The organism is Variovorax trehalosi (assembly GCF_051216415.1).
Lineage (GTDB): Bacteria > Pseudomonadota > Gammaproteobacteria > Burkholderiales > Burkholderiaceae_C > Variovorax.
Window position 1 is genome coordinate 276,646 of sequence record NZ_JBPJZG010000001.1, and the last position, 24,787, is coordinate 301,432.

The 24,787-nt window shown below is 64.9% G+C and carries 24 protein-coding genes; 15 read left to right on the forward strand and 9 right to left on the reverse strand.

The window, feature by feature from the left end:
• Window positions 1-24 precede the first annotated feature (24 nt).
• The 7 genes from ACSFA7_RS01345 to bfr form a co-directional block, all read right to left on the reverse strand.
• Window positions 25-2,406: a catecholate siderophore receptor Fiu gene (locus ACSFA7_RS01345; protein ID WP_435497722.1), complete on the reverse strand. Its 2,382-nt coding sequence runs from the start codon at window positions 2,404-2,406 to the stop codon at window positions 25-27.
• Between the two features lie 239 nt (window positions 2,407-2,645).
• Window positions 2,646-4,001 (reverse strand): sulfite reductase subunit alpha, encoded by a 1,356-nt coding sequence (locus ACSFA7_RS01350; protein WP_435497723.1) that lies wholly within the window; start codon window positions 3,999-4,001, stop codon window positions 2,646-2,648.
• Complete coding sequence (locus ACSFA7_RS01355; RefSeq protein WP_435497724.1) at window positions 3,998-4,999, reverse strand: FAD:protein FMN transferase; 1,002 nt, start codon at window positions 4,997-4,999, stop codon at window positions 3,998-4,000. The genes ACSFA7_RS01350 and ACSFA7_RS01355 overlap by 4 nt, the downstream gene beginning before the upstream one ends.
• 15 nt (window positions 5,000-5,014) lie before the next feature.
• Window positions 5,015-5,824 carry a DUF4198 domain-containing protein gene (locus tag ACSFA7_RS01360; RefSeq protein ID WP_435497725.1) on the reverse strand — a complete coding sequence of 270 codons (810 nt, stop codon included), beginning with the start codon at window positions 5,822-5,824 and terminating at the stop codon, window positions 5,015-5,017.
• A gap of 57 nt (window positions 5,825-5,881) precedes the next feature.
• Window positions 5,882-6,382, reverse strand: a complete 501-nt coding sequence (locus ACSFA7_RS01365; RefSeq protein WP_435498872.1) for a DUF2271 domain-containing protein — start codon at window positions 6,380-6,382, stop codon at window positions 5,882-5,884.
• 68 nt (window positions 6,383-6,450) lie between these two features.
• Window positions 6,451-7,098 (reverse strand): PepSY-associated TM helix domain-containing protein, encoded by a 648-nt coding sequence (locus ACSFA7_RS01370; protein WP_435497726.1) that lies wholly within the window; start codon window positions 7,096-7,098, stop codon window positions 6,451-6,453.
• Between the two features lie 118 nt (window positions 7,099-7,216).
• Window positions 7,217-7,693, reverse strand: coding sequence for a bacterioferritin (gene bfr / locus ACSFA7_RS01375; protein WP_013540512.1), 477 nt, complete (start codon window positions 7,691-7,693; stop codon window positions 7,217-7,219).
• 251 nt (window positions 7,694-7,944) lie between these two features.
• On the opposite strand from bfr, the gene ahpC reads away from it, so the two are divergent.
• The 8 genes from ahpC to ACSFA7_RS01415 all read left to right on the forward strand — a co-directional run bounded on the left by ahpC (window position 7,945) and on the right by ACSFA7_RS01415 (window position 16,788).
• The gene (ahpC, locus tag ACSFA7_RS01380; RefSeq protein ID WP_007830764.1) at window positions 7,945-8,508 is read left to right on the forward strand and encodes an alkyl hydroperoxide reductase subunit C; all 564 of its coding nucleotides are present in this window, start codon (window positions 7,945-7,947) and stop codon (window positions 8,506-8,508) included.
• A gap of 89 nt (window positions 8,509-8,597) precedes the next feature.
• Window positions 8,598-10,151: an alkyl hydroperoxide reductase subunit F gene (ahpF, locus tag ACSFA7_RS01385; RefSeq protein ID WP_435497727.1), complete on the forward strand. Its 1,554-nt coding sequence runs from the start codon at window positions 8,598-8,600 to the stop codon at window positions 10,149-10,151.
• Window positions 10,152-10,310: 159 nt separating this feature from the next.
• The gene (locus ACSFA7_RS01390; protein WP_435497728.1) at window positions 10,311-12,527 is read left to right on the forward strand and encodes a TonB-dependent hemoglobin/transferrin/lactoferrin family receptor; all 2,217 of its coding nucleotides are present in this window, start codon (window positions 10,311-10,313) and stop codon (window positions 12,525-12,527) included.
• A gap of 43 nt (window positions 12,528-12,570) precedes the next feature.
• Window positions 12,571-13,653, forward strand: coding sequence for a hemin-degrading factor (locus tag ACSFA7_RS01395; RefSeq protein WP_435497729.1), 1,083 nt, complete (start codon window positions 12,571-12,573; stop codon window positions 13,651-13,653).
• The gene (locus ACSFA7_RS01400; protein WP_435497730.1) at window positions 13,650-14,030 is read left to right on the forward strand and encodes a VOC family protein; all 381 of its coding nucleotides are present in this window, start codon (window positions 13,650-13,652) and stop codon (window positions 14,028-14,030) included. Before ACSFA7_RS01395 ends, ACSFA7_RS01400 begins: the two co-directional genes overlap by 4 nt.
• 33 nt (window positions 14,031-14,063) lie before the next feature.
• Window positions 14,064-14,963: a heme/hemin ABC transporter substrate-binding protein gene (locus tag ACSFA7_RS01405; RefSeq protein ID WP_435497731.1), complete on the forward strand. Its 900-nt coding sequence runs from the start codon at window positions 14,064-14,066 to the stop codon at window positions 14,961-14,963.
• On the forward strand, window positions 14,960-15,997 hold the full coding sequence (locus ACSFA7_RS01410) for a FecCD family ABC transporter permease (protein ID WP_435497732.1): 1,038 nt from the start codon (window positions 14,960-14,962) through the stop codon (window positions 15,995-15,997). The genes ACSFA7_RS01405 and ACSFA7_RS01410 overlap by 4 nt, the downstream gene beginning before the upstream one ends.
• Window positions 15,994-16,788 (forward strand): heme ABC transporter ATP-binding protein, encoded by a 795-nt coding sequence (locus ACSFA7_RS01415; protein ID WP_435497733.1) that lies wholly within the window; start codon window positions 15,994-15,996, stop codon window positions 16,786-16,788. The genes ACSFA7_RS01410 and ACSFA7_RS01415 overlap by 4 nt, the downstream gene beginning before the upstream one ends.
• A 21-nt stretch (window positions 16,789-16,809) precedes the next feature.
• Here the strand turns inward: ACSFA7_RS01415 and ACSFA7_RS01420 are convergent, their stop codons facing one another.
• Together ACSFA7_RS01420 and ppsR are read right to left on the reverse strand one after the other, a co-directional pair.
• On the reverse strand, window positions 16,810-17,568 hold the full coding sequence (locus tag ACSFA7_RS01420; RefSeq protein WP_435497734.1) for a hypothetical protein: 759 nt from the start codon (window positions 17,566-17,568) through the stop codon (window positions 16,810-16,812).
• A 22-nt stretch (window positions 17,569-17,590) separates the two neighbouring features.
• Window positions 17,591-18,412 (reverse strand): posphoenolpyruvate synthetase regulatory kinase/phosphorylase PpsR, encoded by an 822-nt coding sequence (gene ppsR, locus ACSFA7_RS01425; RefSeq protein ID WP_306877557.1) that lies wholly within the window; start codon window positions 18,410-18,412, stop codon window positions 17,591-17,593.
• 190 nt (window positions 18,413-18,602) lie between these two features.
• On the opposite strand from ppsR, the gene ppsA reads away from it, so the two are divergent.
• From ppsA to dnaB, 7 genes are all read left to right on the forward strand, one after another.
• On the forward strand, window positions 18,603-20,996 hold the full coding sequence (gene ppsA, locus ACSFA7_RS01430) for a phosphoenolpyruvate synthase (protein ID WP_435497735.1): 2,394 nt from the start codon (window positions 18,603-18,605) through the stop codon (window positions 20,994-20,996).
• Window positions 20,997-21,128: 132 nt separating this feature from the next.
• On the forward strand, window positions 21,129-21,617 hold the full coding sequence (locus ACSFA7_RS01435) for a hypothetical protein (protein WP_435497736.1): 489 nt from the start codon (window positions 21,129-21,131) through the stop codon (window positions 21,615-21,617).
• Window positions 21,618-21,733: 116 nt separating this feature from the next.
• Complete coding sequence (gene rpsF, locus ACSFA7_RS01440; RefSeq protein WP_435497737.1) at window positions 21,734-22,108, forward strand: 30S ribosomal protein S6; 375 nt, start codon at window positions 21,734-21,736, stop codon at window positions 22,106-22,108.
• 4 nt (window positions 22,109-22,112) lie between these two features.
• Entirely contained in the window at window positions 22,113-22,427 is a 315-nt protein-coding gene (gene priB, locus ACSFA7_RS01445; protein ID WP_013540524.1) for a primosomal replication protein N, read from the forward strand.
• Between the two features lie 21 nt (window positions 22,428-22,448).
• Window positions 22,449-22,730 (forward strand): 30S ribosomal protein S18, encoded by a 282-nt coding sequence (gene rpsR, locus ACSFA7_RS01450; RefSeq protein ID WP_007830781.1) that lies wholly within the window; start codon window positions 22,449-22,451, stop codon window positions 22,728-22,730.
• Between the two features lie 12 nt (window positions 22,731-22,742).
• A complete protein-coding gene (gene rplI / locus ACSFA7_RS01455) occupies window positions 22,743-23,195 on the forward strand; it encodes a 50S ribosomal protein L9 (protein WP_013540525.1) in 453 nt (150 codons plus the stop codon).
• 174 nt (window positions 23,196-23,369) lie between these two features.
• Window positions 23,370-24,776 (forward strand): replicative DNA helicase, encoded by a 1,407-nt coding sequence (dnaB, locus tag ACSFA7_RS01460; protein WP_435497738.1) that lies wholly within the window; start codon window positions 23,370-23,372, stop codon window positions 24,774-24,776.
• Window positions 24,777-24,787: the final 11 nt, after the last annotated feature.

A 24,787-nucleotide genomic window follows, 5' to 3' on the forward strand; every position in this document is an offset into this window, starting at 1 on the left:
GGGCGAACCCGGCAGGCAACAGGATCAGAACGCGAAGTTCGCGGTGATCTTCGCCGAACGGGGCGTACCCGGCGTGTAGCGGTAGCCGCTCTTGTTGATGGCCGCCGCGTACTGCTTGTCGAACAGGTTGGAGACGTTCAACTGGATGTCGACGTTCTTGTTGATGCGGTAGGACGCCATGGCATCGAACACCCAGTAGGCGTCGATGTAGGCCGGCGTACCCACCGCGCCGTCGGTGCCCCGATGCAGCTTGCCGTTGTAGCGCGCGCCGCCGCCGATGGTCAGGCCGAACGGGAACTGGTAGGTGGTCCAGGCCGTGAAGGCGTTCTTCGGGGTGTAGACCAGCACGTTGGTGCCGTCGGCGGTGACGTTGGGGCCGCTCTGGACCTTGGTGTCCATCGTCGTGAATCCGGCCGTCACGCCCCAGCGCTCGGTGATGCTGCCTGCGAGGCCCAGCTCGATGCCCTGAACGCGCTTCTTGCCGCTCTGGTAGTAGACCGAGGTGTTGGTCGGGTCCTGTACCACTTCATTGGTCACGTCCGTGCGATAGATCGCGCCGGTCAGCGACAGCTTGTCGTTCATCACGTCCCACTTCGTACCGATTTCGAAGGTCTTGGCCTTCTGCGGCAGGAAGTCGGTGCGTGCCGCGCTGTTGCCCGAACCGGCAGCCGACAGCGAGAAATTCGCGCCGCCCGGAGGCTGGGCCGACGTGCCGTAGGCGGCGTAGATGCTGCCGTTCTTCACAGGCTTGTAGACCACGCCGATCTTGCCGGTGAACAGGTTGTCGGAGAGCTTGAGCGATGAGGGCACGAGCGTGCCGACCGGCAGGCCCGGGTTGGTCGTCGCAGTCGACAGCGTCGAGCCCTGGAACGACGTGTTGTAGTGATCGAAGCGCAGGCCCCCCGTGATCTGCCACTGCTCGTTGAGCTTGACGGTGTCGAAGGCATAGAGGCCGACGGTGTTGGTCACGCCCTTGCTGTCGGCGCCGCTCTGGATGCGGCTGTAGCCGTTGACGTACGGGTTCGGTGCGTAGAGGTTCGCAGCCGGCCAGGCGCCGTTCTGCACGGCCTTGCCGTTGAACAACGCGCCGGGCGCGAAGTAACCCAGGTTCGACTGCTCTTCGCGGATCAGCTCGACGCCAGCACTGAGCGAGTGGCTCACGCTGCCGGTATCGAACTTGGCGGTCACGTTCGTCTGGTTGACGAAGATCGTGTTTTCCTGGGTCTTGCTGGTCGGCGAGTTGCGCGTGACTGCCCAACTGGAGGGAAGGCCCGGGATCGGCGTGCTGAGGAATGCTGTATTGGCGGAGGGAGGCGGGTTGCCGTTGGTTCCCAGGCCGCCGAGCATGAACGACGTCAGCATGTAGTCCTGCTTCGTCTTGCCGTAGCGCGTGGTGTTGCGCAGCGTGATGTCGGGCGTGAAGTCATGCTCGACGCGCGCGGTGAACATGTCAGCCGTGACCTTGTTGAAGTCGTAGGCCGTGCCGTAGAAATTCTTCGGGTCGACCGGTGCGGCGAAGTTCAGGAAGCTGCGGCGGCGTGCGCCGAGCGCCGTCGGATCGGGGTTCGAGTAGCTGGGCAATCCGATGGTCGGCACGCCGCCGTCGGGCACGTTGTCCTGGTCGACATGCAGGTAGTCGAAGTAGAAGCGCGTGGGCGAGTTCAGGCCGAGCGCGACCGACGGTGCGATGGCCGTGTGCTTGTTCTTGATGAAGTCGCGGCCGGCAACGCCGGAGTCTTCCACCACTGCGTTCAGGCGGAATGCCGCGCCGATGCCGTTGGCACTGCTGAGCGACTTGTTCCAGTCGATGCTGCCGCGCTTGTAGTCGGCGCTGCCGAAACCGATCGAGCCGGTGAAGTTGTCTTCGAGCTTCGGCTTCTTGGTGACGAGGTTGATGTAGCCGGTGGGCGAGGTGCGGCCGACGTCGGTGCCCGAGGGGCCCTTCACGACTTCGACCTGTTCGATGTTGAACACGTCGCGCGAGATCGAGCCGAGGTCGCGGATGCCGTCCACGAAGATGCTGCTCGAGCTGTCGAAGCCGCGCATGAAGACGGCGTCGCCGGTGTTCGTGTTGCCGTTCTCCCCGAGGAAGAAAGTGCCCACGCCGGGCGTGTTGCGAAGCGCTTCGGTCAGCGTCGTCGCGCCCTGTTCGCGGATGACCTGTTCCTTGATCACCTGGATGGTTTGCGGCGTGTTCAGCAGCGGTGCCGTGAACTTGGGGTTGGCCGAGGTGTCGGTCTTGTAGTCGGCTGCAGCCGAATCCTGCACTCGGACTTCGGGCAATGCATTGCCGGCCTGGGCAAAGGCGGCGGGAGCCGCGATGGCCAACAGGGTCGCGGCGGCAGCGCCGGAGAGGTGGGGAACGGCGCGCGCGACGGCGTGTTTGCGGCTCTTGATGTAGGCCATGTAGTTTTCTCCGAAAAGGGCGGCGAGCTGAAGGACTCGACTGGCGATGTCGCACGCGCGCTTTCAGAAAGAGAAAACCGGGGACTGGCTGGGTGAGTCAATTTGCTGGGAAATGCAAATTGATGCGAATAATAGTGTTTCTCATTAACCGATAGTTAACAAGTGAAAAAATAAGCCATTAGTCTTCGTGTGTTGTTGCCTGCGAGCAACTGACACGGCGCTTGCCCAGCTCTCGGAGCTCAGTAGATGTCGCGGCGATACCGCCCGGTTGCCGATAGATCGCGCAAGAACGCGTCGCCGGCAATCTGCCTCAAGGCCGCATCCACACCCGATGCCATGCCCTGGAGACTTCCGCACACGTAGACGGCCGCGCCTTTTTCCAGCCACGCGCGCAGCAGGTCGGCCGATTGCAGCAGCCGGTGCTGCACATAGAGGCGTTCGGACTGGTCGCGCGAGAACACCATGTCGAGGCGCTGTAGCACGCCGGCGGATTGCCATGCCTCGATCTCCTGGCGGCAGAGGAAGTCATGGGCGGCATGCCGTTCGCCGAACACCAGCCAGTTGTCGTTGCGGCCCGCCGCCGCGCGGGCTCGCAGGTGGGCGCGGAGGCCGGCCAGCCCGGTGCCGTTGCCGATAAGGATCAGCGGCCGCGTCTCGTTGCCGTCGAGGCGGAAAGTGCGATGCGACCGCAAGCGCAAGGCGACGGTGTCGCCGATCGTGAGCGTCGATGTGAGCAGGCCCGACGCGGTGCCAAGAGTGCCATCGGGATGCTGCTCCTGGCGCACCAGCAACTGCAGTTCGCCATCGGCAGGCAGCGAAGCGATCGAATAGTCGCGGGGCCGCCCCGGATCGCTGGCAACGGCGATCTGCACGAGGTCGCCGGAGGCCCAACGGGGCATGGCCCCCGACTGCGGCACCAGGCCCAACTGGAAGACCGGCGCGCCTGCGCTGCCGGCGTTGAGCAGGTCGCGCGTCGCGAGCCGCCACGGCGCGAATGCCTCGGAATCTTCATGATCGACGGCAACGTCGCCCCATCGGGCGTGCCAGGCGGCCAGTGCGGCAGGGTCGCTGTTGTCGACTTCGATGCATTCGAAATCGCGCCTGGCCCCGGCCGCGTGCAGCCACGCATCGAGTGCGCGACCGAAGCCGCAAAAATTCCTGTACTGGCGGTCGCCCAGCGCCAGCACGGCATAGCGAAGCGAAGACAGGGTGGGAGCCGAATCCATCACGCGCTCAGCGAACACGCTGGCGCCGTCGGGCGCATCGCCCTCGCCATACGTGCTTGCCACGAAGAGCGCGCGCCCCGCGGAACTCAGCGTGGCGGCCTCGAGGGCATTGAGTTCCATCACGCGCACCGGCGTGCCCGCCGCACGCAGTTGCCGCGCCGTCTGCCAGGCGATCGTCTCCGCCTGGCCGGTCTGGCTGGCGAACAGCACGAGGGTCGGGGGCGTTTCGCCGTCGCTGGAAAGCGCCGCCGCTTCGCGGATTGCCGCAGTGCGCTGCCGTCGCTGCCGCGCATAGATGGCAAGGCAAAGCGCGGCATAGGCTGCCGCCGTGGCGCCTGCGCCCAGCGTGCGCAACATCGCCTCGGTCATGTGCCGCCGGTCTGCGCGATCCAGGCGCGGGTGGCTCGCGGACCCACGCCGCCGTGGCTGATGAACAGGGCTGCAATGCTGTGACGGTCGGCGAAGGCCAGGCCATCGTCCGGCCCCAGCACAGTGAGCACGGTGGCCAGCGCATCGGCCTGCATGCATTGCGCATGCAGCACCGTGACGCTCGCCAGCGCATGCGCAACCGGTTCGCCGTTGCGCGGATCGATGGTGTGCGACCAGCGGCGCCCTTCGTGCTCACGGCGATGCCATCGGTCGCCCGATGTGGCGATGGCCATGTCGGTGAGCGGGATGCGTTGCGCGATCGACGATTCGCCGTCGACGAGCACCTGCCACGGTTGGCCGTCAGGACGGCGACCGATCCCACGCAGTTCTCCGCCGATCTCGAACAGCAGGTCGGTGAGGCCGAGCCCACGCAACGCCTCGACGCCATGATCGACCGCGAAACCCTTGGCGATGCCCGAGAGATCGAGCATGACGTTCCCCGGCTGCAGCAGGGTGCCACGCGCTTCGTCGAATTCCAGCTGCTGCCAGCCAGTCCGCGCGCGCAGCTCGGCGATGGCTTCGGGCGTGGGCGAGCCGTTTGTTTCTGCGTTGGGGCCGAATCCCCAGCACGCGACCAGCGGACCGACAGTCGGATCGATCGCGCTTTCGCTGATGCGCGCCCAACGAAGGGCGCAACTCATCACCTCGGCGAATTCCTTGGGCAACACATGACGCGAGCCCGCAGGCGCACGGTTGAATCGGCTGATGTCCGACGCCGGCTCCCAATGGCTCATCTGCGCGATGACCCGCGCAAGCGCCGCATCCACCGCTTCGCGCACCTGTTCCAGCGGAAGCATCCGCGGGTTGTCGAAGCGCAGCGACCAGGTCGTGCCCATCGTCTGCCCACCCAGTTGCTGCAGGGTGGCCGGATCGGCGCGGCGCGGTACGGCCGCGTTGGCGTAGCCGCCTGCGCGCCAGGTGCTGAAGGAAAGTCCCAAGGGAGCGCGCAGGTGTCAGGGCATCACTTCAAGGGTGGCCGCATAGCTCAGGCGGCGCTCCTTGGCTTGCGGCACGGTGGTCTTGTTGTCCTTGGTGCTGGCGTCGAGCCAGTACATGCCGGCGGTCGGCCAGGTCACGCTGAACTGGCCCTTGTCGTCGGTCTTGAGCTTGATCTCTTCGAGCTTGTCGCGGTACTGCGTGTTGCCGGCTGTCACGGTCACTTCGAGGTTCTTCGCGGGCTGGCCGTCGAGGTTCAGTGTGAAGCTGGCTTTCTCGCCCTTGACCAGGTCGGTCGGGCTGCCGGCCACGATCAGTTCCAGCCCCTGGCCGATCGGCTTGAGCGCCGAAGGCTTGCCGACGGTCACGAAGGTTTCGATGCGGCCCGACGACTGGGTGATGGTGACGTCCTGTGCATCGGCCGGGATGTCCTTCCCGATGGTCTCAGCCGTGCCGCGTGCGCGCTTGTTCTGGCCCGTGGCCTTGTCCTTCCAGCTCGCAAATGCGCCTGCGTTGACCACGGCGATGCGGTACGTGCCCGGCTGCGCGACGCTCACATCGAACACATTGCGCAGCTTGAGCTTGGCTTCGCTCTCGGGCTTGAGCGTGCTGCCATCGGGCGCGGTGATCTGCAGGCCGTCCAGGCGCAGCGGCGCGTGGTTCGCGACGAACAGGTCGTTCGACACGGCGGCATCGACGGTCACGGTGTCCGCCTTGGAGAACACGGTGGACGAGGGCAGCAGCCAGGCGTTGTGCGCCATGGAAACGGAAGCAATGGCCGACAGGGCGATGGCGAGGCCGGTGGCGCGCAGGTTGGAGCGGGTCATGGGAGGTCCTTGATGGATGAAGCGATGAAGCTTGCGGAGAGAGAGGGCCGTCGTCGATCAGGGCTTGAGTTCGAGCTTGATTTCGCCAAGCTCTTCCTTGCCGGTCACGCTCGGCTGCGCTGCTGCAGCGGGCGGCCACTGGAACGGAATGCTCACGACCTCGCGGCCACCGACTTCACGGGCCGCTTCGACCACCAGCTTGTAGGCGCCGGGCGCGAGCTTGGGCATCGGCGCCGTGCCTTCGGTGAAGCTCAACTGATGCTTGCCCGCGGGCTTGGTGGCACCAGTCACGCCGTCGACCGGCACCGCGAGTTCGCGGCCGCCGCGGCGCCACCACTGGCGCATGTCCTTGAGCCACTTCGTGCCTTCGCCTTCGGGGTTGTTCGTCTTGGTGCGCACGTCGTACCAGACGGCCAGCGTGCCCGCGACCGTGTTGTCGGCGCGTTCGATCCAGGTCGCCACGTAAGGGCGGTGGTACTCGGAAACGTTCAGCCGCGGAATCTCGATGTTGACGGCGAGGCTCGCCGCGAAGGCCGGGGTTGCGAGCAACGCCGACATGGCGATCGGCGCGAGTGAATAGCAGCGAACGTGCACGGGAAACCTCTTTTTCTGAATCGATCGATCGGTCAATGAATGAACAACAGCGCGAGCAGCACCGGCACGACCAGCCCCATGCCGACCATCGGCCAGGTGAACGGCCGATTGCCCGCATGCATCTTGAGAATGAACAGCCCGGTGATCGAGAAGACCAGCGCGGCGCCCGCAAAGATGTCGATGAACCAGCTCCAGGCGGCGCCGGTGTTGCGGCCCTTGTGCAGGTCGTTGAGGTAAGAGAGCCAGCCGCGGTCGGTGCGCTCGTATTCGATTTCGCCGTCGGCCAGGTTCAGGTGCAGCCAGGCGTCGCCGCCGGGGCGGGGGAGCGAGAGGTAGATTTCATCGTCGGACCATTCGGCGTCGCGGCCAGAGGTGTCGACGTCCCAGTTCTTCTGGATCCAGCCTTGCAGCTCGGAGGGCAGGGGCGCCTTGCCTTTTTGCGCCTTGGCGGCTGGAAGCTGCTGTTCGAGTCGGGCACGCAATGCCTCGTCGACTGAGCCGTTCAGCTTCGTGATCGCCGGCTTGGCCTCGATCTGCCCCGCGTGGTTGAGGGTGAAGCCCGTGACGCTGAACAGGATCATGCCGATGAGGCAGATCGCCGAACTCACCCAGTGCCATTCGTGCAGGGTCTTGAGCCAGTAGGCACGGCGGCGATTGTCGGGGCGGGCGGCAGCAGTCATCGAAGGCGCGGATTCTATCCGCGCAGATGAGAATGACTGCTATTTGGCGGTCGTTAAGTTACGTAAAGCAATAAAAAACGGGGCCGAAGCCCCGTTGCCTGAAGTCGAAAGATTGCGCTTATTCGAGCTCGCCCATTTGCGATTGCAGGTAGTTCTGCAGACCCACGCGGTCGATCAGGTCGATCTGGGTTTCGAGGAAGTCGATGTGCTCTTCCGTGTCGTCCAGGATTTCCTGCAGCAGGTCGCGCGAGACATAGTCGCGCACCGATTCGCAATGCTGGATGCCGTCCTTGATGGTCGCTTGCGCGCCGGTTTCGGCGCCGAGGTCGCAGCGAAGCAGCTCGGGCACATCCTCGCCGATGTTCAGCTTGCCGAGGTCCTGCAGATTGGGCAGGCCGTCGAGCATGAAGATGCGGTCCATCAGCTTATCGGCGTGCTTCATTTCGCCGATCGATTCTTCGTATTCTTTCTTGGCCAGCTTGTCCAGACCCCAGTGCTTGAGCATGCGGTAGTGGAGGAAGTACTGGTTGATCGCGGTCAGCTCGTTCTTGAGCTGCGCCTGCAGATGTTCGATGACCTTGGGGTCGCCCTTCATGATTTTTCCTTGTTCTGAAAGCGGTGATTGTCAGAGGGGCGGATGCGTGCTTGCAAGCAATCCCATGCTGCGCCGGTCTGCATGCGTTTGATGGTGATACACGTTCGTATTGAGGCGCCGCAAAACCCATCGCGACCTCATCGCAAACATAGCAAGCTCCAATACTTTTAATAGCTCATGACTATTGATAATATGAGATTGGTAGCTATACTCATGGTTCGCCTTTTTCATCAGCCACCTAGGAATCACCAATGTCCCTGATCAACACCCAAGTCCAGCCCTTCAAGACCCAGGCCTACCTCAACGGCAAGTTCATCGATGTGTCCGACGAGACGCTCAAGGGCAAGTGGTCCGTGCTGATCTTCATGCCGGCCGCCTTCACCTTCAACTGCCCGACCGAAGTCGAAGACGCTGCCGACAACTACCCCGAGTTCCAGAAGCTGGGTGCCGAGGTCTACATCGTGACCACCGATACGCACTTCTCGCACAAGGTCTGGCACGACACGTCGCCGGCCGTCGGCAAGGCCAAGTTCCCGCTGGTGGGCGACCCGACCCACACGCTGACCAACGCTTTCGGCGTGCATATCCCTGAAGAAGGCCTGGCACTGCGCGGCACCTTCGTGATCAACCCCGAGGGCATCATCAAGACCGCCGAAGTGCACTCCAACGAAATCGCCCGCGACGTCAAGGAAACCCTGCGCAAGCTCAAGGCAGCGGTCTACACCGCCGCCCACCCGAACGAAGTCTGCCCGGCCAAGTGGAATGAAGGCGACAAGACCATCGCTCCGTCGTTCGACCTCGTCGGCAAGATCTAAGCACCCCGTGCGAAAGCCCGGGCGCTCACGAGGCCCCGGGCTTTTTTGTTCCCATTTGATAGTTTTCAGTTATCGAAAGTGAGTCCGTCATGCTCGACGCCAACACCAAAGCCCAATTGAAGGGTTACCTCGAACGCGCCACGCAACCGATCGAAATCGTTGCCTCGCTCGACGACAGCAAGGCCTCGGGCGAGATGTTGTCGCTGCTGAAGGACGTCGCGGAGTCCTCGCCGCTGGTCAAGCTGACCGAAAGCCGCGACGACAGCCACCGCAAGCCCTCTTTCTCGGTCAATCGCCCGAGCGAGAACCACGGCCCGCGCTTCGCCGGCCTGCCGATGGGCCATGAATTCACTTCGCTGATCCTTGCGTTGCTGCAGATCGGCGGCTACCCGCCCAAGGTCGAGCAGGCCGTGCTCGACCAGATCAAGGCGCTCGACGGCGACTTCGAGTTCGAGATCTACGTCTCGCTCACCTGCCACAACTGCCCCGACGTCGTCCAGGCGCTGAACCTGATGGCGATCCAGAACCCGCGCATCCGCACCACGATGATCGAAGGCGGCACCTTCCAGGACGAAGTGAAGGAACGCCAGATCATGGCCGTGCCCACGGTCTTCCTGAACGGTACCGAGTTCGGCCAGGGCCGCATGAGCCTGGAAGAAATCCTCGCGAAGATCGACACCAGCGGCGTCGAGCGCGAAGCGAAGAAGATCGCCGGCAAGGAAGCGTTCGACGTGCTGATCGTCGGCGGCGGCCCCGCGGGCGCAGCGGCTGCCGTGTACGCCGCGCGCAAGGGCATTCGGACTGGCGTGGCCTCCGAGCGTTTCGGCGGCCAGGTGCTCGACACGATGGGCATCGAGAACTTCATCTCGATCAAGGAGACCGAAGGGCCCAAGTTCGCCCACGCGCTCGAGGAACATGTGCGCGACTACGACGTCGACATCATGAATCTGCAGCGTGCCAAGGCGCTGGTTCCGGGCGACCTGGTCGAAGTGCAACTGGAGAGCGGCGCCTCGCTCAAGAGCAAGACCGTCATCATCTCGACCGGCGCGCGCTGGCGCAACATCAACGTGCCCGGCGAGCACGAGTTCAAGAACAAGGGCGTGGCCTATTGCCCGCACTGCGACGGCCCGCTGTTCAAGGGCAAGCGCGTCGCGGTCATCGGCGGCGGCAACTCGGGCGTCGAAGCGGCGATCGACCTGGCCGGCATCGTGGGCCATGTCACGCTGATCGAGTTCGACACCGCGCTGCGCGCCGACGCCGTGCTGCAGCGCAAGCTGCACAGCCTGAAGAACGTCGACGTGTTCACCAACGCGCAGACCACCGAGATCACCGGCGACCAGAAGGTCAACGGCCTGGTCTACAAGGACCGCGCGACGGGCGAGCTGAAGAAGGTCGAGCTCGAAGGCGTGTTCATCCAGATCGGCCTCGTGCCCAACACCGACTGGCTCAAGGGCGTGGTCGAGCTCACGAAGCACGGCGAGATCGTCGTCGATGCGCGCGGCCAGACCTCGGTGCCGGGCGTGTTCGCGGCGGGCGATGTGACGACCGTGCCGTTCAAGCAGATCATCATCGCGGCCGGCGACGGCGCGAAGGCGGCGCTCGGTGCGTTCGATCACCTGATCCGCACTTCGGCCCCTGCATGAGTAAGTCTTAAGTTGTTTAGATGAGAATTATTCTCATACAATAAAAGCTCGGGCGAATACCTCTTTCTCGCCCCTCATTGCCAGCCAGGTCACGCGCGCAGTTTCGCTGCGCATCAAGGTCCAGCAAGCAGTTCTCCAACTGTTTTCTGGACCTTTTTCGTGGCCACTCATTTCCCTCGAACTTCTCCCCATCGCCTCGCGCTCCTGCCGCTGCTGATCGCCTCCGGCTTCGGTATGGCCACGACGACAGCGTGGTCCCAGCAAGTCGCGGCGCTCGGTGAGGTGGTGGTGAGCGGATCGCGCTCGGAGCAGGCCAAGGACGACCTGCCGCTGAGCATCGAGGTCATCAACCGCAACGACATCGAATCCAAGCAGATCCATGACATCCGCGACGCGGTGCGCGACCTGCCCAACGTCTCGGTCAAACGCTCGCCCGCGCGCTTCGGGCTCGCGCAGGGCAACACAGGCCGCGATGGCAACGCGGGCTTCAACGTCCGCGGCCTCGACGGCAACCGCGTGCTGCTGCTGACCGACGGCATCCGCACGCCGCGCAGCTACGTCTTCAGCGCCAACGCCTTCGGCCGCGACTACTTCGACATCGGCCTCGTCGAGCGCATCGAGATCATCAAGGGCCCGGCCTCGGCGCTCTACGGATCGGACGGCCTCGCGGGCCTCGTCAACTTCATCACCCGCGAACCCTCGTCGTCCCTGCGCGACGGCCGTACCTTCGGCGGCAGCGCGAACATTGGCTACAGCGGCGACGACAACGGCGTGCGCGGCGGCGTCACGCTTGCGGGCAAGGCGAACGATGCGCTCGAGTGGCTCATCTCCGCCAACCTCGGCCGCGCGAGCGAACTCGAGAACATGGGCCGGCTCAACGTGCCCAATGTCGACCGCACCACGCCCAATCCGCAGCGCGACAACACCCGTTCGCTGCTGGCCAAGGCGATCCTCACGCCGAATGCCGATCAGCGCCATGCCTTCACCTTCGAGCACGTCGAGAAGAGCAGCCGCTACGACCTGCTCTCCGGCGTTGCCAAGCCGCCGTATGCGTCCACCTCGGTCGTCGGCCTCAACGCGAAGACTGACCTGGACCGCGATCGCCTCACCTATGAAGGGCGCCTCCGCCTGGACACCGTCGTGGCCGACAACCTGCTCGCCGTCGTGAGCTACCAGAAGGCCAAGTCGCGCGAGTACATCTATGAAGACCGCTTCACCGCTGCCGACCGCACGCGCGACGTCACCTACGACGAGAACACCTGGCAGTTCGGCCTGCAGGCCGGCAAGACGATCCGCATGGGTGACTGGGCGCAGAAGATCACCTACGGCCTCGACTACACCCGCACCAACGTCGAGAACCTGCAGACCGGTCTCGTGCCGCCGGCGGGCGAGAGCTACCCGCTCAAGCGCTTCCCCGATACGCGCGAGACCTCGTCTGCCTTCTATGTGCAGGACGAGTTCATCCACGACCGCTGGAGCATCACGCCCGGCATCCGCTTCGACCGCTTCTCGCTTGACGCGAAGCAGGCGGGCTTCAACGCGCAGGCCGTGTCGCTGTCGGGCTCGGCGGTGTCGCCCAAGCTGGGCGTGCTGTTCCGCGCGACGCCGCAGTTCAGCGTCTACGGCAACTACGCCTCGGGCTTCAAGGCGCCCAACGCGTTCCAGGTCAACAACTTCTTCGAGAACGTGATCTCGGGCTACAAGACGATTCCCAACCCGAATCTCAAGCCCGAGAAGAGCCATAACATCGAGCTGGGCGTACGTGGTCGCACCGGCGTCCTGAGCTTCGATGTGGCCGCGTTCACAGGCGACTACAAGAACCTCATCGAGAACGACCGCCAGGTCGGGGGCGTGTTCGGTTCGCGCGTCAATCCGGCGACGTTCCAGTCGGTCAACATCGGGCGCGCGCGCATCAGCGGCTTCGAGATCAAGGGCGAGCTCGACTTCACCGAGAACGGCAACGGCTTCTCGGTGCCCTTTGCCTATGGTCAGACGCGCGGCCGCGACCGCACCAACAACCGGCCACTCAACTCCATCGATCCGCAGAAGTTCAGCGCCGGCCTCAAGTACCAGGCGCCCGTCTGGAGCGTTCGCCTCGACGCGGTTCACCATGGCGCCAAGAAGTGGAACGACGTCGATCGCAGCGAGGTGACCACCGGCCTGCAGTTCCGTACGCCGCAAGCCACCACGCTGGACATCAGCGCGCAATGGCGCATCAAGAAAGACCTGCGCCTGAATGCCTCGGTGACGAACCTCACCGACAAGCGCTACTGGATGTGGAGCGACGTGCGCGGGCTGACGACGACCTCGAACTTGCGCGATGCCTATACCCAGCCGGGACGCGCCTTCAACGTCTCGCTCGTGGCGGACTTCTGACCCGCGCCGCTGCCACTGCCACTGCAAACAACAAAGGAAACCGATGAACGGCGAAGAAATCCGCGCCCGCTTCTCAGAACTGCGTGCCAAGGGCATGCGCCACAAGGACGCCGCGGCCGCCATGGCGCTGAGCGAAGGCGCAGCCATCGCCGCGCACACTGGCACGCACGACAAGGCCCTGCGCGCCACGCCGCTGAAGGGCCCGTGGGTCGATCTGCTGCAGGCGCTGGAACTGTGCGGCCCGGTGCTCGCGCTCACGCGCAACGAGACCACGGTGCACGAGAAGACCGGCGTCTACGAGAAGGTGTCCGGCAGCGAGGCGATGGGGCTCGCGCTGGGCGAGGCCATCGACCTGCGTCTCTTCTTCAGCCGCTGGCATGCCGGGTTCGCAGTCAGCGAGGCGGCGGCCAATGCCGGCGTGCCGCCTTCGCTGAGCCTGCAGTTCTTCAATGCGAACGGCGTGGCGGTCCACAAGATCTTCGTGCGCGAGGCCACCGACCGCGAAGCCTTCCAGTCGGTCATAGAGACATACACCGCACCCGACGCACCCGTGCAGTTCGTGCCCGCCGATGCCAAGGCCGCACCGCGCGACGACAGCGCCATCGATGCCGGCGGGCTCTCGGAGGCCTGGCGCGGCATGCAGGACACGCACGAATTCTTCGGTCTCCTGAACAAGTTCGGCGTCGAGCGGCAGCAGAGTTTTCGCCTCACCGAGGGAGAGTTCACGCAGCGCGCGGAAACGTCCGCAGTGCGAGAGTTGCTGCACGAAGCTTCGTTCGACGGCACACCCATCATGGTGTTCGTCGGCAGTCCCGGCTGCATCCAGATCCACTCGGGCCCCGTCGTCCGCATCGAGCCGATGGAGATGCACAGCATGCGCTGGCTCAACGTGCTCGACCCCGGCTTCAACCTGCACCTGCGCGAAGACCGCATCGCGAGCGTCTGGATCGTCGAGAAGCCGACCAGCGACGGCATCGTGACCTCGGTTGAAGCCTTCGACGGCGAGGGCGACCTGATGGCAATGTTCTTCGGCGCGCGCAAGCCGGGCGTTCCTGAGCGCGAGGAATGGCGCCAGATCGTGCGCAAGCTCTCGCGCGTTGCCACCTCTGGGGCGGAGGCTCCATGAGCGCCGCACTGAACGTCGTCGAGATCAAGGCTTTCGTCCCGGCGAAGGACTTCGCGCTGTCCTGCTCCTTCTATCAGGACTTGGGTTTCACCATGGCCTCGAACGAAGACGGCATCGCCTATTTCCTGCACGGCAACAGCAGCTTCCTGCTGCAGCAGTTCTACGAACAGAGCCATGCCGAGAATTTCATGATGCACCTGCTGGTCGACGACGCGCATGCGTGGTGGGCTCATGTGCAGGCGCAGCGGCTGGCCGAGCGCTACGGCGTCAGCACCACGCCGCCGGGCGAGCGTCCATGGGGCATGGTCGATTTCACCCTGACCGACCCGAGTGGCGTGCTCTGGCGCATTGCGCACAACATTCCCCGGCGCGGCTGATCCGCGCCTTCATCTCTTGCCGGCTGTGACCTCATGACCGATCACCACGACTCCCTTCTTCTTCCATCGGCACGCCGCCGCGATGTGCTGCGCGTTCTTTCCGCTTCGGCGCTCGGCGCGGCCGCATGGCCCGCGCTCGCGCAGGACAAGCGCCTGCCGCGGCTGGTGACGGTCAGCGGCGCGATCACCGAGGTTGTCTACATCCTTGGGGCCGAAGGCCAGCTGGTGGGCACCGACACCACCAGCCTCTATCCCGCCGCCGCGCGCAGCACGCCCAAGGTGGGCTACATGCGCCAACTGTCGGCCGAGGGGCTGCTTTCGCTGAAGCCCGACGCGATCATCGCCACCAACGAATCGGGTCCGACCGTGGTGCTCGACCAGATCCGCACGGCCGGTGTGAAAGTCGAGATCATCGAGGCCGACCACACCTGGGGCGAAGTGCAGCGCAAGGTGCAGGCCGTGGGCCGTGCCGCCGCCAAGGAAGCGCAGGCGCGCGAACTGCAGGCCCGGCTCGATGCCGAATGGGCCCAGGTGCAGCAGCGCGTGGGCGCGGCGAAGGGCCGCAAGCCCAAGGTGCTGTTCGTGCTCTCGCACAGCGCGAGCCCGCAGGTCTCGGGCGAGAAGACGGCAGCGCATTCGGTGATCGGCTTTGCTGGCGGCGTCAACGCGCTGGGCGGCTTCCACGGCTACCGGCCGATGACGGCCGAGGCGATGGCGAGCGCCGCGCCCGACATCATCCTCACGAGCACGCAGAGCATCGAGGCGCACGGCGGCATCGACAGGTTCTGGGAGCGGCCCGAACTGGCGCTCACGCCGGCCTACAAGAAGCGCGCACTCATCACGCAGGACGCCTTGCTGCTTCTGGGCTTCGGCCCGCGCCTGCCGGCTGCCATTGGCGAGCTGCACGACAAGTTCCTGGCCGCACTGGCATGAGCCAACGCTTCGGGGCGCGTGCCGTGCTGGGCGGCAGCGTGGTGCTGCTCGTGGCAGCCTTTGCGGTGGGTGCCGTGTCGGGTGCCTATGCCATCAGTCTTTCGCAACTCTGGAACGTGCTGACCTCGCTGGGGCAGGGCGGCGTCGACCGGTCGCCCGAGCACCTGGTCTTCCTCAACATCCGCCTGCCGCGCCTCGTGCTCGGTGTTGCGGCTGGCGCGGGGCTCGGCATGGCGGGCACGCTGATGCAGGGGCTCTTTCGCAATCCGCTGGCAGACCCCGGGCTCATCGGCATCAGCAGCGGTGCGGCGCTTGCTGCCGGCATCACCATCGTGCTGGGCGCGTGGTTCTGGCCGGTGCTGCCGCGCACGCTCGGCAGCTGGACGCTGGTGCTCATGGCCTTCGGCGGTGGCTTCCTGGTGACGCTGCTGATCTACGGGCTCTCGCGCAGCGAGGGGGGCACGCGGATGGCGCTGATGCTGCTCGCCGGCATTGCGATCAATGCGTTGGCGGGTGCGGGGCTCGGGCTGCTGAGTGTGATGGCCACCGACGAGCAACTGCGCAGCCTCCAGTTCTGGCTGCTGGGGAGCCTGGGCGGGGCGCGGTGGAGTGCGGTCATGCTGGTGTGCGCGGCGGTGTTTCTCTCTTGCTGGGCGGCGGCCTCGCTCGCATCGCCTTTGAACGCCATCGCGCTCGGCGAAGCGCAGGCGGCGCTGCTCGGCGTGGACGTCGAACACACCAAGCGGCGCGCGATCGTCATCACGGCGGTGGCCGTGGGCGCGGTGACGGCCACGACCGGGATCATCGGATTCATCGGACTGATCGCGCCGCACTGGGTGCGGATGGTGGCGGGGCCCGATCACCGCATCGTGCTGCCGGCCTCGGCGTTACTGGGCGCAGCGCTGGTGCTCGCGGCCGACACGGTGGCGCGTACGGTGATGGCGCCTGCAGAGTTGCCGCTGGGCGTGCTCACCGCCTTCATCGGTGTGCCGATGTTCCTCTTGATGCTGCGGCACTTCAGGGGGCGCATATGACGGCGAGCCACGACGCGCTGTCGTGCGCGGGCGTCGAGGTGCGCATCGGCGCAAAGACGCTGCTGTCGAATGCCTCCGTCGAACTGGCGCCGGGCCGCGTGACGGCCATCCTCGGGCCGAACGGTGCGGGCAAGTCAACGCTGCTGTCGGTGCTGTCCGGCCAGCGCGAACCGACGCGGGGCAGGGCGGCGCTCGACCGCCGGCCGCTCGCGGACCACGGCATGCCGACATTGGCGCTGCGCCGTGCGCTGATGCCGCAGGAAAGCGCGGTCGCCTTCGACTTCACCGCGCACGACATCGTCGCGCTGGGGCGCTACCCGCACCGGCGTGCACCCGAGCCGAATGAGGACGGGATCATTGCCAAGGCGATGGCGCTGACCGACGTCACGGCGCTGGCGCCGCGCATCCTCAACACGCTGTCGGGCGGCGAGAAGGCGCGGGTCCACCTGGCGCGGGCGCTGGCGCAGCTCTGGCATCCGCGCCCCGACGGCGCGACGCGGTGGCTGCTGCTCGACGAGCCCACCGCGGCGCTGGACCTCGCGCATCAGCATTCGGCGATGCGCCTCCTGCGCGCCTGGGCGGCGCGCGGCGTGGGCGTGGTGGCCGTGCTGCACGACCTGAACCTGGCGCGGCGTTATGCCGACGAGGTGGTGGTGCTGGGCGCGCCCGAGGGGCTGCGGCAGGGACCGGTGGACGAGGTGCTGCAGCCCGCGCTGATCGAGCAGGTCTGGCGCATGCCCTGCCAGCCGGTGACCAGCGCGGATGGGACGGTGCAGTACCTGTTCGGCTGAGGCTCCGGCAACGGGGCGCGCTCAGGTCCAATCGAAAGTGAAGAGCGCGATCGAATCCTGCGGGTCGTAGAACAGCAGGATGCTGTCCGCGCCATGCAGGCAGTAGTTGTAGCCCGGCACATGCGCGATGAAGCGGAAGCGGCGGCCGTCCGCCGTGAGAGGGGCAGGGTCGCCCGCAGGATTCCGGTCGATGGGCCATTCGCTGCTCTCGGACCAATTGCCCTCGAAGGCTTCTCCGCCCAATTGCGCCAGCAGGGGCAGCGGGTCGTCGTCGCTGTCGAAGCCGCGAATTTCCTGGCGTTTGTGCAGCAGCGCGAGGGTGTCCGGGTCGCGCACATTCCTGAAGCCGGTTCGCATGATGTCCAGTCGATGGCAGCTTGCGTAGTGCGCTCGCATCGCGGCAAAGGCCAGGTGCGAATCGTCGTAGCGGATATCGAGCTCGGTGCGAAACGACGGCGACAGGTCCGGATCGTTGACCTCGAAGTACCGCCAATCCCCGAGCAGCTTGTAGCGGTCGTCCTTCAATCCGAAGGCCAGCCAGTTGGGGCGCAGGAATTCGCCGTGGTGGGCAACCGTCGATTGACCGATCAATCCCTCATAGGGCTCGATCGGGCTCAGCATGTGGATGCGGCCTTCCCACGCGGGGTCGATAGCGCTCAGGTCGATGGCGCACAGCGGATGCAGATGCCGCGCGTACCGGTCGACGGGATCGCTGAAGACGTCGGCCGGGTCGGGGAACGGGTGGAGGAAAGGCGCGGGCTGGCGGACGTCCGTGATCATTTGCTATCAAAAATGCAGCAAATCAGTACGTCAACCGCTCCGGCCGCAGCTCCTGCAGGATCGTGGTCGCGATTTCCTCGATCGACTTGGTGGTGGTCGATAGCCAGCGGATGCCGGCGCGCCGCATCATGGCCTCGGCCTCGCTCACCTCGTGACGGCAGTTCTCCAGGCTCGCGTAGCGCGAATCGGGTCGCCGCTCGTTGCGGATCTCGCTCAGCCGCTCGGGCTGGATCGTCAGGCCGAAGATCTTCTTGCGGTGCGGCATCAGCGCAGGCGGCAGCTGGCGGCGGTCGAAGTCTTCGGGAATCAGCGGGTAGTTGGCCGCTTTCAGGCCGTGCTGCATCGCCAGGTAGAGCGAGGTGGGCGTCTTGCCGCTGCGGCTCACGCCGACCAGGATCACGTCGGCGCCCTGCAGGTCGCGGTTGCTCTGGCCATCGTCGTGCGCCAGGCTGAAGTCGATGGCTGCGATGCGGGCGTTGTATTCCTTGCTCTTGCTCACGTCGCTGAAGCGTCCGATGCGGTGGTTCGACTTCACCGCGAGCTCGATTTCCAGCGGCCGCACGAAGGTGCCGAACATGTCCAGCAGCATGCCCTTGCAGCCGGTTTCGATCACTTCCAGCACGTCCATGTTGGCCAGCGTGGTGAAGACGATGGGCCGCACGCCCTCGAGTTCGGCCGTGTGGTTGATATGCCGCACCGCCTGGTGCGCCTTGTCGACCGTGTCGGTGAACGGCAGCCGCACATGGCGCGGCTTCATCTCGAACTGGGCGAGCACGGCGTTGCCGAAAGTCTCGGCGGTGATGCCGGTGCCGTCGGAAATGAAGAAAACAGTGCGTGTCTGCATGGTGTTGCTCTTGCGGCCTTGTCCTGCGGCGCGGGCGACCTTGCCACGCCTACAATCCGGTCCATTATCGGGAATCCGCTTTCCCAACCCCCATTCTTCTCATGCACGCCGCTTCCGCACCCAAAGCAACGACAACGATCGTGCCGTGCCGCCTGCATGCAGCACCGGTTTCAACTTCTGGAGCTTCCCCATGTCTGCACTTTTCGACGCGACCGCCCTGATCGTACCGTTTGAAAACCTGAGAATGACCGACGTCGAGGCGGTTGGCGGCAAGAACGCCAGCCTCGGCGAAATGATCTCGCAGCTGCCTCAAGGCGTGCGGGTGCCCACCGGTTTCGCGACCACGGCCCACGCCTTCCGCCAGTTCCTGGCCCACGACGGCCTGGCCGACAAGATCAGCAAGCGCCTGGCCGCACTGGACACCGAGGACGTGCGCGCCCTGGCCGTCGCCGGTGCCGAGATCCGCGCCATGGTCGAGTCCCAGCCCTTCCCGGCCGACCTGCAGAAAGCCATTGGCGAGGCCTTCGCCACGCTGAGCGCCGGCAACCCGTCTGCCTCGTTCGCCGTGCGTTCTTCCGCTACCGCCGAAGACTTGCCCGACGCTTCGTTCGCCGGTCAGCAGGAAACCTTCCTGAATGTGGTCGGCATCGAAGACGTGCTGCACAAGATGAAGGAGGTGTTCGCCTCCCTCTACAACGACCGCGCCATCAGCTACCGCGTGCACAAGGGCTTCGAGCACGACGTGGTCGCGCTCTCGGCCGGCGTGCAGCGCATGGTGCGCTCCGACCTGGGCGCCGCCGGCGTCATGTTCACCATCGACACCGAATCGGGCTTCGACCAGGTCGTTTTCATCACGTCGAGCTACGGCCTCGGCGAGACGGTGGTGCAGGGCGCCGTGAACCCGGACGAGTTCTACGTGCACAAGCCGACGCTGCGCGCCGGCAAGCGCGCCGTGATCCGCCGCAACCTCGGCTCCAAGCTGATCCAGATGGAGTTCGCGACGCCCGAAGAGAAAAAGGCGAGCGGCAAGCTGGTGAAGACCTCCGACGTGAAGGCTGAGCAGCGCAACCGCTACTCGCTGAGCGACGCCGACGTCGAGCAACTGGCCAAGTACGCGCTGGTCATCGAAGAGCACTACGGCCGTCCGATGGACATCGAGTGGGGCAAGGACGGCACCGACGGCCATCTCTACATCCTGCAGGCGCGCCCCGAGACGGTGAAGAGCCAGCAGCAGGGCAAGGCCGAGCAGCGCTACAAGTTGCTGGGCAAAGGCGCAGTGCTCGCCGAAGGCCGTGCCATCGGCCAGAAGATCGGCACCGGCCCCGTGCGCCTGGTGCACAACATCAGCGAAATGGACAAGGTGCAGGCCGGTGATGTGCTCGTCACCGACATGACCGACCCGAACTGGGAACCGGTGATGAAGCGCGCCGCGGCCATCGTCACCAACCGCGGCGGGCGCACCTGCCACGCGGCCATCATTGCGCGCGAGCTCGGCATTCCGGCCGTGGTCGGCTGTGGCGACGCGACTGACCTGCTCAAAGACGGCACGCTGGTCACCGTGAGCTGCGCCGAAGGCGACACCGGCTTCATCTACGACGGCCTGCTCGAGACCGAGGTGACCGAAGTGCAGCGCGGCGTGATGCCGGAAATCGACATCCAGCTGATGATGAACGTCGGCAACCCGCAACTGGCCTTCGACTTCGCGCAGTTGCCGAACCACGGCGTGGGCTTGGCCCGCCTTGAGTTCATCATCAACAACAACATCGGGGTGCACCCGAAGGCGATCCTCGACTACCCGAACGTCGACAACGACCTGAAGAAGGCGGTCGAGTCGGTGGCCCGCGGCCACGCTTCGCCGCGCGCCTTCTACGTCGACAAGGTGGCCGAAGGCATCGCGACCATCGCTGCCGCCTTCTGGCCCAAGAAGGTCATCGTGCGCCTGTCGGACTTCAAGTCGAACGAGTACCGCAAGCTGATCGGCGGCAGCCGCTACGAGCCGGAAGAAGAGAACCCGATGCTGGGCTTCCGCGGCGCGGCGCGCTACCTGAGCGCCGATTTCGGCGAGGCCTTTGCCATGGAGTGCGAGGCGCTCAAGCGCGTGCGCAACGACATGGGCCTGGTCAACGTGCAGATCATGGTGCCCTTCGTGCGCACCCTGGGCCAGGCCGAGCGCGTGACCACGCTGCTGGGCGAGCATGGCCTGAAGCGCGGCGAGAACGATCTCAAGCTGATCATGATGTGCGAGGTGCCGAGCAACGCGATCCTGCCGGAGGAGTTCCTGAAGTACTTCGACGGCTTCTCGATCGGCTCGAACGACCTGACCCAGCTCACGCTGGGCCTGGACCGCGATTCGGGGCTCGAACTGCTGGCGGCCGACTTCGACGAGCGCGACCCGGCCATCAAGGCGTTGCTGAGCCGCGTCATCAAGGCCTGCAAGGCCGAGGGCAAGTACGTGGGCATCTGCGGCCAGGGCCCCAGCGACCATCCGGACTTCGCACTCTGGCTGGCGGAAGAGGGGATCGAATCGATCTCGCTCAACCCCGACAGCGTGATCGACACCTGGCAGCAACTCGCCAAGCGCTGAGTTCCGTCGCGCCGGATTGCGGAAATCCCCATGGGGGGATTCCCGCGAGGCGTGGGTGTTTTTGAAACAAATTGCGTAATTGATGCCAGACTTCTGAGACTCACGGGCGTATCCCGGAAGGGGAAGACCACCATGATTCTTGTGAAGACATCGGCGGGCCATCAGGCCCTGAAGGACCGCGCGGTCCCCATGACGCCGCGCCAGCGCTCGGCGTTCATTCTTTTCGATGGCAAACGCTCGGTCGACGAGGTGCTGGCCAACGGCATGGGCATCGTGCGCGAAGACATCGATCACATGGTCGCACTGGGACTGCTGGAGGCGGCAGCAGGCAGTGCGACGTCACCGGCACCGACGGAGATCGGCACGACCCCAGAGGCTCCGAAACCGGCAGCTTCTGCGGTTGGCTCCAGCTCTTCCGGCCGCAGCAAGCAGCAGCGGTACAAGGACTCCTACCCCATCGCCATCCAGCTCACGGGCAGTCTGGGCCTGATGGGGTTCCGGCTCAACCTGCAGGTCGAGGGCGCTACGAGCTATGAAGACCTGCTGGCGCTGGCGCCCAAGATCCGTGCGGCGGTCGGTCCCGAGAAGGCCGCGGCCCTGGACAAGGCCCTCAACGACTGAGGTGCCTTGCCGGATTGTCAATTACAGGGCTATAATCGCCGGCTTTGCCTTGCCACACTGCGCCCGACGCTGCAGGTGGCTTTTCCTCTTCCTCGGAAGAATCCACAAGGAGTGCCATGCGTCACTACGAAATCATTTTGCTGATCCACCCGGATCAGAGCGAGCAAGTTCCGGCCATGCTGGAGCGCTACAAGGGCCTGATCACGGCCGGCGGTGGCAACGTCCATCGCGTTGAAGACTGGGGCCGCCGCCAGCTGGCTTACCAGATCAACAAGCTCAACAAGGCGCACTACCTGTGCGTCAACATCGAAGCCGAGCAAGCCGTGATGGGCGAACTGGAACACGCGTTCAAGTTCAACGATGCCGTGCTGCGTCACCTCACCGTCCAGAAGAAGAAGGCCGAAACCGGTCCTTCGTCGATGATGAAGACGGTCGAGCGCGAAGAAGCCCGCAAGGCCCAGCAGGCCGAATACGCCGCCAACAACAACTGATGGCGTGACTGCTGCCGCTCTGGCAACCGGTGTCAATCAGCTCTTGCTGACCGCCTCGGTTGCCGAACTCGGAGCCTTGCGATACACGCCCGCCGGCCTGCCAGCCATCGACCTCAGACTCGAACACGAGTCCACGCTCGATGAAGCAGGCAAACCCCGGCAGGTGAAGACGGCCCTCAAGGCCGTTGCCTTCGGCGCCATCGCCGAACGGCTCGCAAGACAGTCGATGGGAAGTCTCTGGCGTTTTCAGGGTTTTCTCGCGACACCGGGCAACGGCAAGCATCCGGTCCTGCACATCCAGGATTTTCAGCAAGATTAATTTTCGACAAGAGGTCCCCAAATGGCCACGTTTAAGAAATTCAACAAAGACAAGCGCCCGAAGCGCAACACCCAGTCGCTGCTGTTCAAGCGCAAGCGCTTCTGCCGTTTCACCGTCGCTGGCGTCGAGGAAATCGACTACAAGGACATCGACACGCTGCGTGACTTCATCAGCGAAAACGGCAAGATCATCCCCGCACGCCTGACCGGCACGCGCGCGATCTACCAGCGCCAGCTCAACACCGCCATCAAGCGCGCCCGCTTCCTGGCCATGGTCCCGTACAGCGACCAACACCGCGTCTAAGGAGCCGACACCATGCAAGTCATTCTTCTGGACAAGGTCGTCAACCTCGGCACCCTCGGCGAAATCGTCAAGGTCAAGGACGGTTACGCGCGCAACTTCCTGATTCCGTCGGGCCGCGCTCGCCGCGCCACCGCTGCCAACAAGGCCGAATTCGAAGCCAAGCGCGTCGAACTCGAAAAGGCTGCGGCCGCCAAGCTGGCTGAAATGCAAGCCCAAGGCGAAAAGCTCGGCGGCACGACCGTCAAGCTGACGCAAAAGGCTGGCGTCGACGGCCGCCTGTTCGGCTCGGTCACCAACGGCGACATCGCCGAAGAGCTGGGCAAGCAAGGCTACAAGGTTGCCAAGTCGCAAGTGCGCCTGCCCAACGGTCCGATCAAGGTCGTCGGCGACAGCACCGTGGCTGTTGCGCTGCACACCGACGTGGTCGTCGAGATCACCGTCACGGTCTACGGCGAAACCGCCTGATCGTTCGTGGCGCCTCGTGCGCTGCCGCGAAAGCCGCCTTCGGGCGGCTTTTGTTTTTTGTTCGCCCGGTTTATTCAGTGGCTGTCCACAGGGTTTTGCACAGCACGTACACAACGTTATGCGTAGCGCTGCCAGTGCCGCGCGCGTAGCATGCCCGTTCACTTCCAAGGTCCCATGTCCGCCGTTTTCTCTTACACCGACGGTAATTCGTCGGCCGACCGCCAGATCGCCCAACTGCGCATTCCGCCTCACTCCATCGAGGCCGAATCGAGCGTGCTTGGTGGCCTGCTGCTCGACAACGGCGCCTGGGACCGCATGGGCGACCTGCTGGTCGACGGCGACTTCTACCGCCACGAGCACAAGCTGATCTACGCCGCCATCGGCGGGCTGATCAATGCCAGCAAGCCGGCTGACGTCATCACCGTCTTCGAGCAGTTGCAGAGCCTGGGCAAGGCCGACGATATCGGCGGGCTGGTCTACCTGAACTCGCTCGCGCAGTACGTGCCGAGCGCGAGCAACATCCGGCGCTATGCGGAGATCGTGCGCGAGCGCTCGATCCTGCGAAAGCTCGTTTCCGCCAGTGACGAGATCGCGACCAACGCCTTCAACCCGCAGGGGAAGCCGGTCGACAAGATCCTGGACGAGGCCGAGCAGAAGATCTTCAACATCGGCGAAGAAGGCTCGCGGATGAAGCAGGGCTTCCAGAGCATGGACGCCCTGGTGGTCGAGCTGCTCGACCGCGTGACCGAGATGGCCGAGAACCCGAACGACATCACGGGCGTTCGCACCGGCTTTCACGACTTCGACAAGATGACCTCGGGCCTGCAGCCGGGCGACATGATCGTGCTGGCCGCGCGCCCCTCGATGGGCAAGACCTCGCTGGCGATCAACATCGCCGAGCACGTGGCGCTCAACGAAGGCCTGCCCGTTGCCGTGTTCTCGATGGAAATGGGCGCCTCGCAGCTGGCGGTGCGTATCGTCGGCTCGATCGGCCGCATCGACCAGGGTCACCTGCGCACCGGCAAGCTCAGCGACGAAGAGTGGCCACGCCTGACCGAAGCCATCGAGAAGCTGCGCACCGTGTCGCTGCACATCGACGAGACACCGGGCCTGTCCACCAGCGAACTGCGCGCCAATGCACGCCGGCTCGCGCGCCAGTACGGGCGCCTCGGCCTGATCGTGGTCGACTACCTGCAGCTCATGTCCACCAGCTCGAGCGGTGACGAGAACCGCGCAACGGCCGTGGGTGAAATCTCGCGGGGGCTGAAGATGCTCGCCAAGGAACTCAAGTGCCCGGTGATCGCGCTCTCGCAGCTCAGCCGCGGCGTGGAAAGTCGAACCGACAAGCGCCCGATGATGAGCGACTTGCGCGAATCCGGCGCCATCGAGCAGGACGCGGACATCATCATGTTCATCTACCGCGACGACTACTACGACAAGAACAGCAAGGAGCCGGGCGTGGCGGAGGTGATCATCAGCAAGCACCGAAACGGCCCCACGGGCACCGTCAAGCTGGCCTTCCTGAAGCCGATCACCAAGTTCGAGAACCTGGAAGGCTACAGCCACAGCGACCAGTATTGAGGCGAACCGAA

Excerpts from the sequence above, each read along its gene's own strand:
- ACSFA7_RS01345 (WP_435497722.1), bottom strand. The coding sequence starts at position 2,406 with ATGGCCTACATCAAGAGCCGCAAACACGCCGTCGCGCGCGCCGTTCCC.
- ACSFA7_RS01350 (WP_435497723.1), bottom strand. The coding sequence starts at position 4,001 with ATGACCGAGGCGATGTTGCGCACGCTGGGCGCAGGCGCCACGGCGGCA.
- ACSFA7_RS01360 (WP_435497725.1), bottom strand. The coding sequence starts at position 5,824 with ATGACCCGCTCCAACCTGCGCGCCACCGGCCTCGCCATCGCCCTGTCG.
- ACSFA7_RS01365 (WP_435498872.1), bottom strand. The coding sequence starts at position 6,382 with ATGTCGGCGTTGCTCGCAACCCCGGCCTTCGCGGCGAGCCTCGCCGTC.
- ACSFA7_RS01370 (WP_435497726.1), bottom strand. The coding sequence starts at position 7,098 with ATGACTGCTGCCGCCCGCCCCGACAATCGCCGCCGTGCCTACTGGCTC.
- bfr (WP_013540512.1), bottom strand. The coding sequence starts at position 7,693 with ATGAAGGGCGACCCCAAGGTCATCGAACATCTGCAGGCGCAGCTCAAG.
- ahpC (WP_007830764.1), top strand. The coding sequence starts at position 7,945 with ATGTCCCTGATCAACACCCAAGTCCAGCCCTTCAAGACCCAGGCCTAC.
- ahpF (WP_435497727.1), top strand. The coding sequence starts at position 8,598 with ATGCTCGACGCCAACACCAAAGCCCAATTGAAGGGTTACCTCGAACGC.
- ACSFA7_RS01395 (WP_435497729.1), top strand. The coding sequence starts at position 12,571 with ATGAACGGCGAAGAAATCCGCGCCCGCTTCTCAGAACTGCGTGCCAAG.
- ACSFA7_RS01400 (WP_435497730.1), top strand. The coding sequence starts at position 13,650 with ATGAGCGCCGCACTGAACGTCGTCGAGATCAAGGCTTTCGTCCCGGCG.
- ACSFA7_RS01405 (WP_435497731.1), top strand. The coding sequence starts at position 14,064 with ATGACCGATCACCACGACTCCCTTCTTCTTCCATCGGCACGCCGCCGC.
- ACSFA7_RS01410 (WP_435497732.1), top strand. The coding sequence starts at position 14,960 with ATGAGCCAACGCTTCGGGGCGCGTGCCGTGCTGGGCGGCAGCGTGGTG.
- ACSFA7_RS01415 (WP_435497733.1), top strand. The coding sequence starts at position 15,994 with ATGACGGCGAGCCACGACGCGCTGTCGTGCGCGGGCGTCGAGGTGCGC.
- ACSFA7_RS01420 (WP_435497734.1), bottom strand. The coding sequence starts at position 17,568 with ATGATCACGGACGTCCGCCAGCCCGCGCCTTTCCTCCACCCGTTCCCC.
- ppsR (WP_306877557.1), bottom strand. The coding sequence starts at position 18,412 with ATGCAGACACGCACTGTTTTCTTCATTTCCGACGGCACCGGCATCACC.
- ppsA (WP_435497735.1), top strand. The coding sequence starts at position 18,603 with ATGTCTGCACTTTTCGACGCGACCGCCCTGATCGTACCGTTTGAAAAC.
- ACSFA7_RS01435 (WP_435497736.1), top strand. The coding sequence starts at position 21,129 with ATGATTCTTGTGAAGACATCGGCGGGCCATCAGGCCCTGAAGGACCGC.
- rpsF (WP_435497737.1), top strand. The coding sequence starts at position 21,734 with ATGCGTCACTACGAAATCATTTTGCTGATCCACCCGGATCAGAGCGAG.
- rpsR (WP_007830781.1), top strand. The coding sequence starts at position 22,449 with ATGGCCACGTTTAAGAAATTCAACAAAGACAAGCGCCCGAAGCGCAAC.
- rplI (WP_013540525.1), top strand. The coding sequence starts at position 22,743 with ATGCAAGTCATTCTTCTGGACAAGGTCGTCAACCTCGGCACCCTCGGC.
- dnaB (WP_435497738.1), top strand. The coding sequence starts at position 23,370 with ATGTCCGCCGTTTTCTCTTACACCGACGGTAATTCGTCGGCCGACCGC.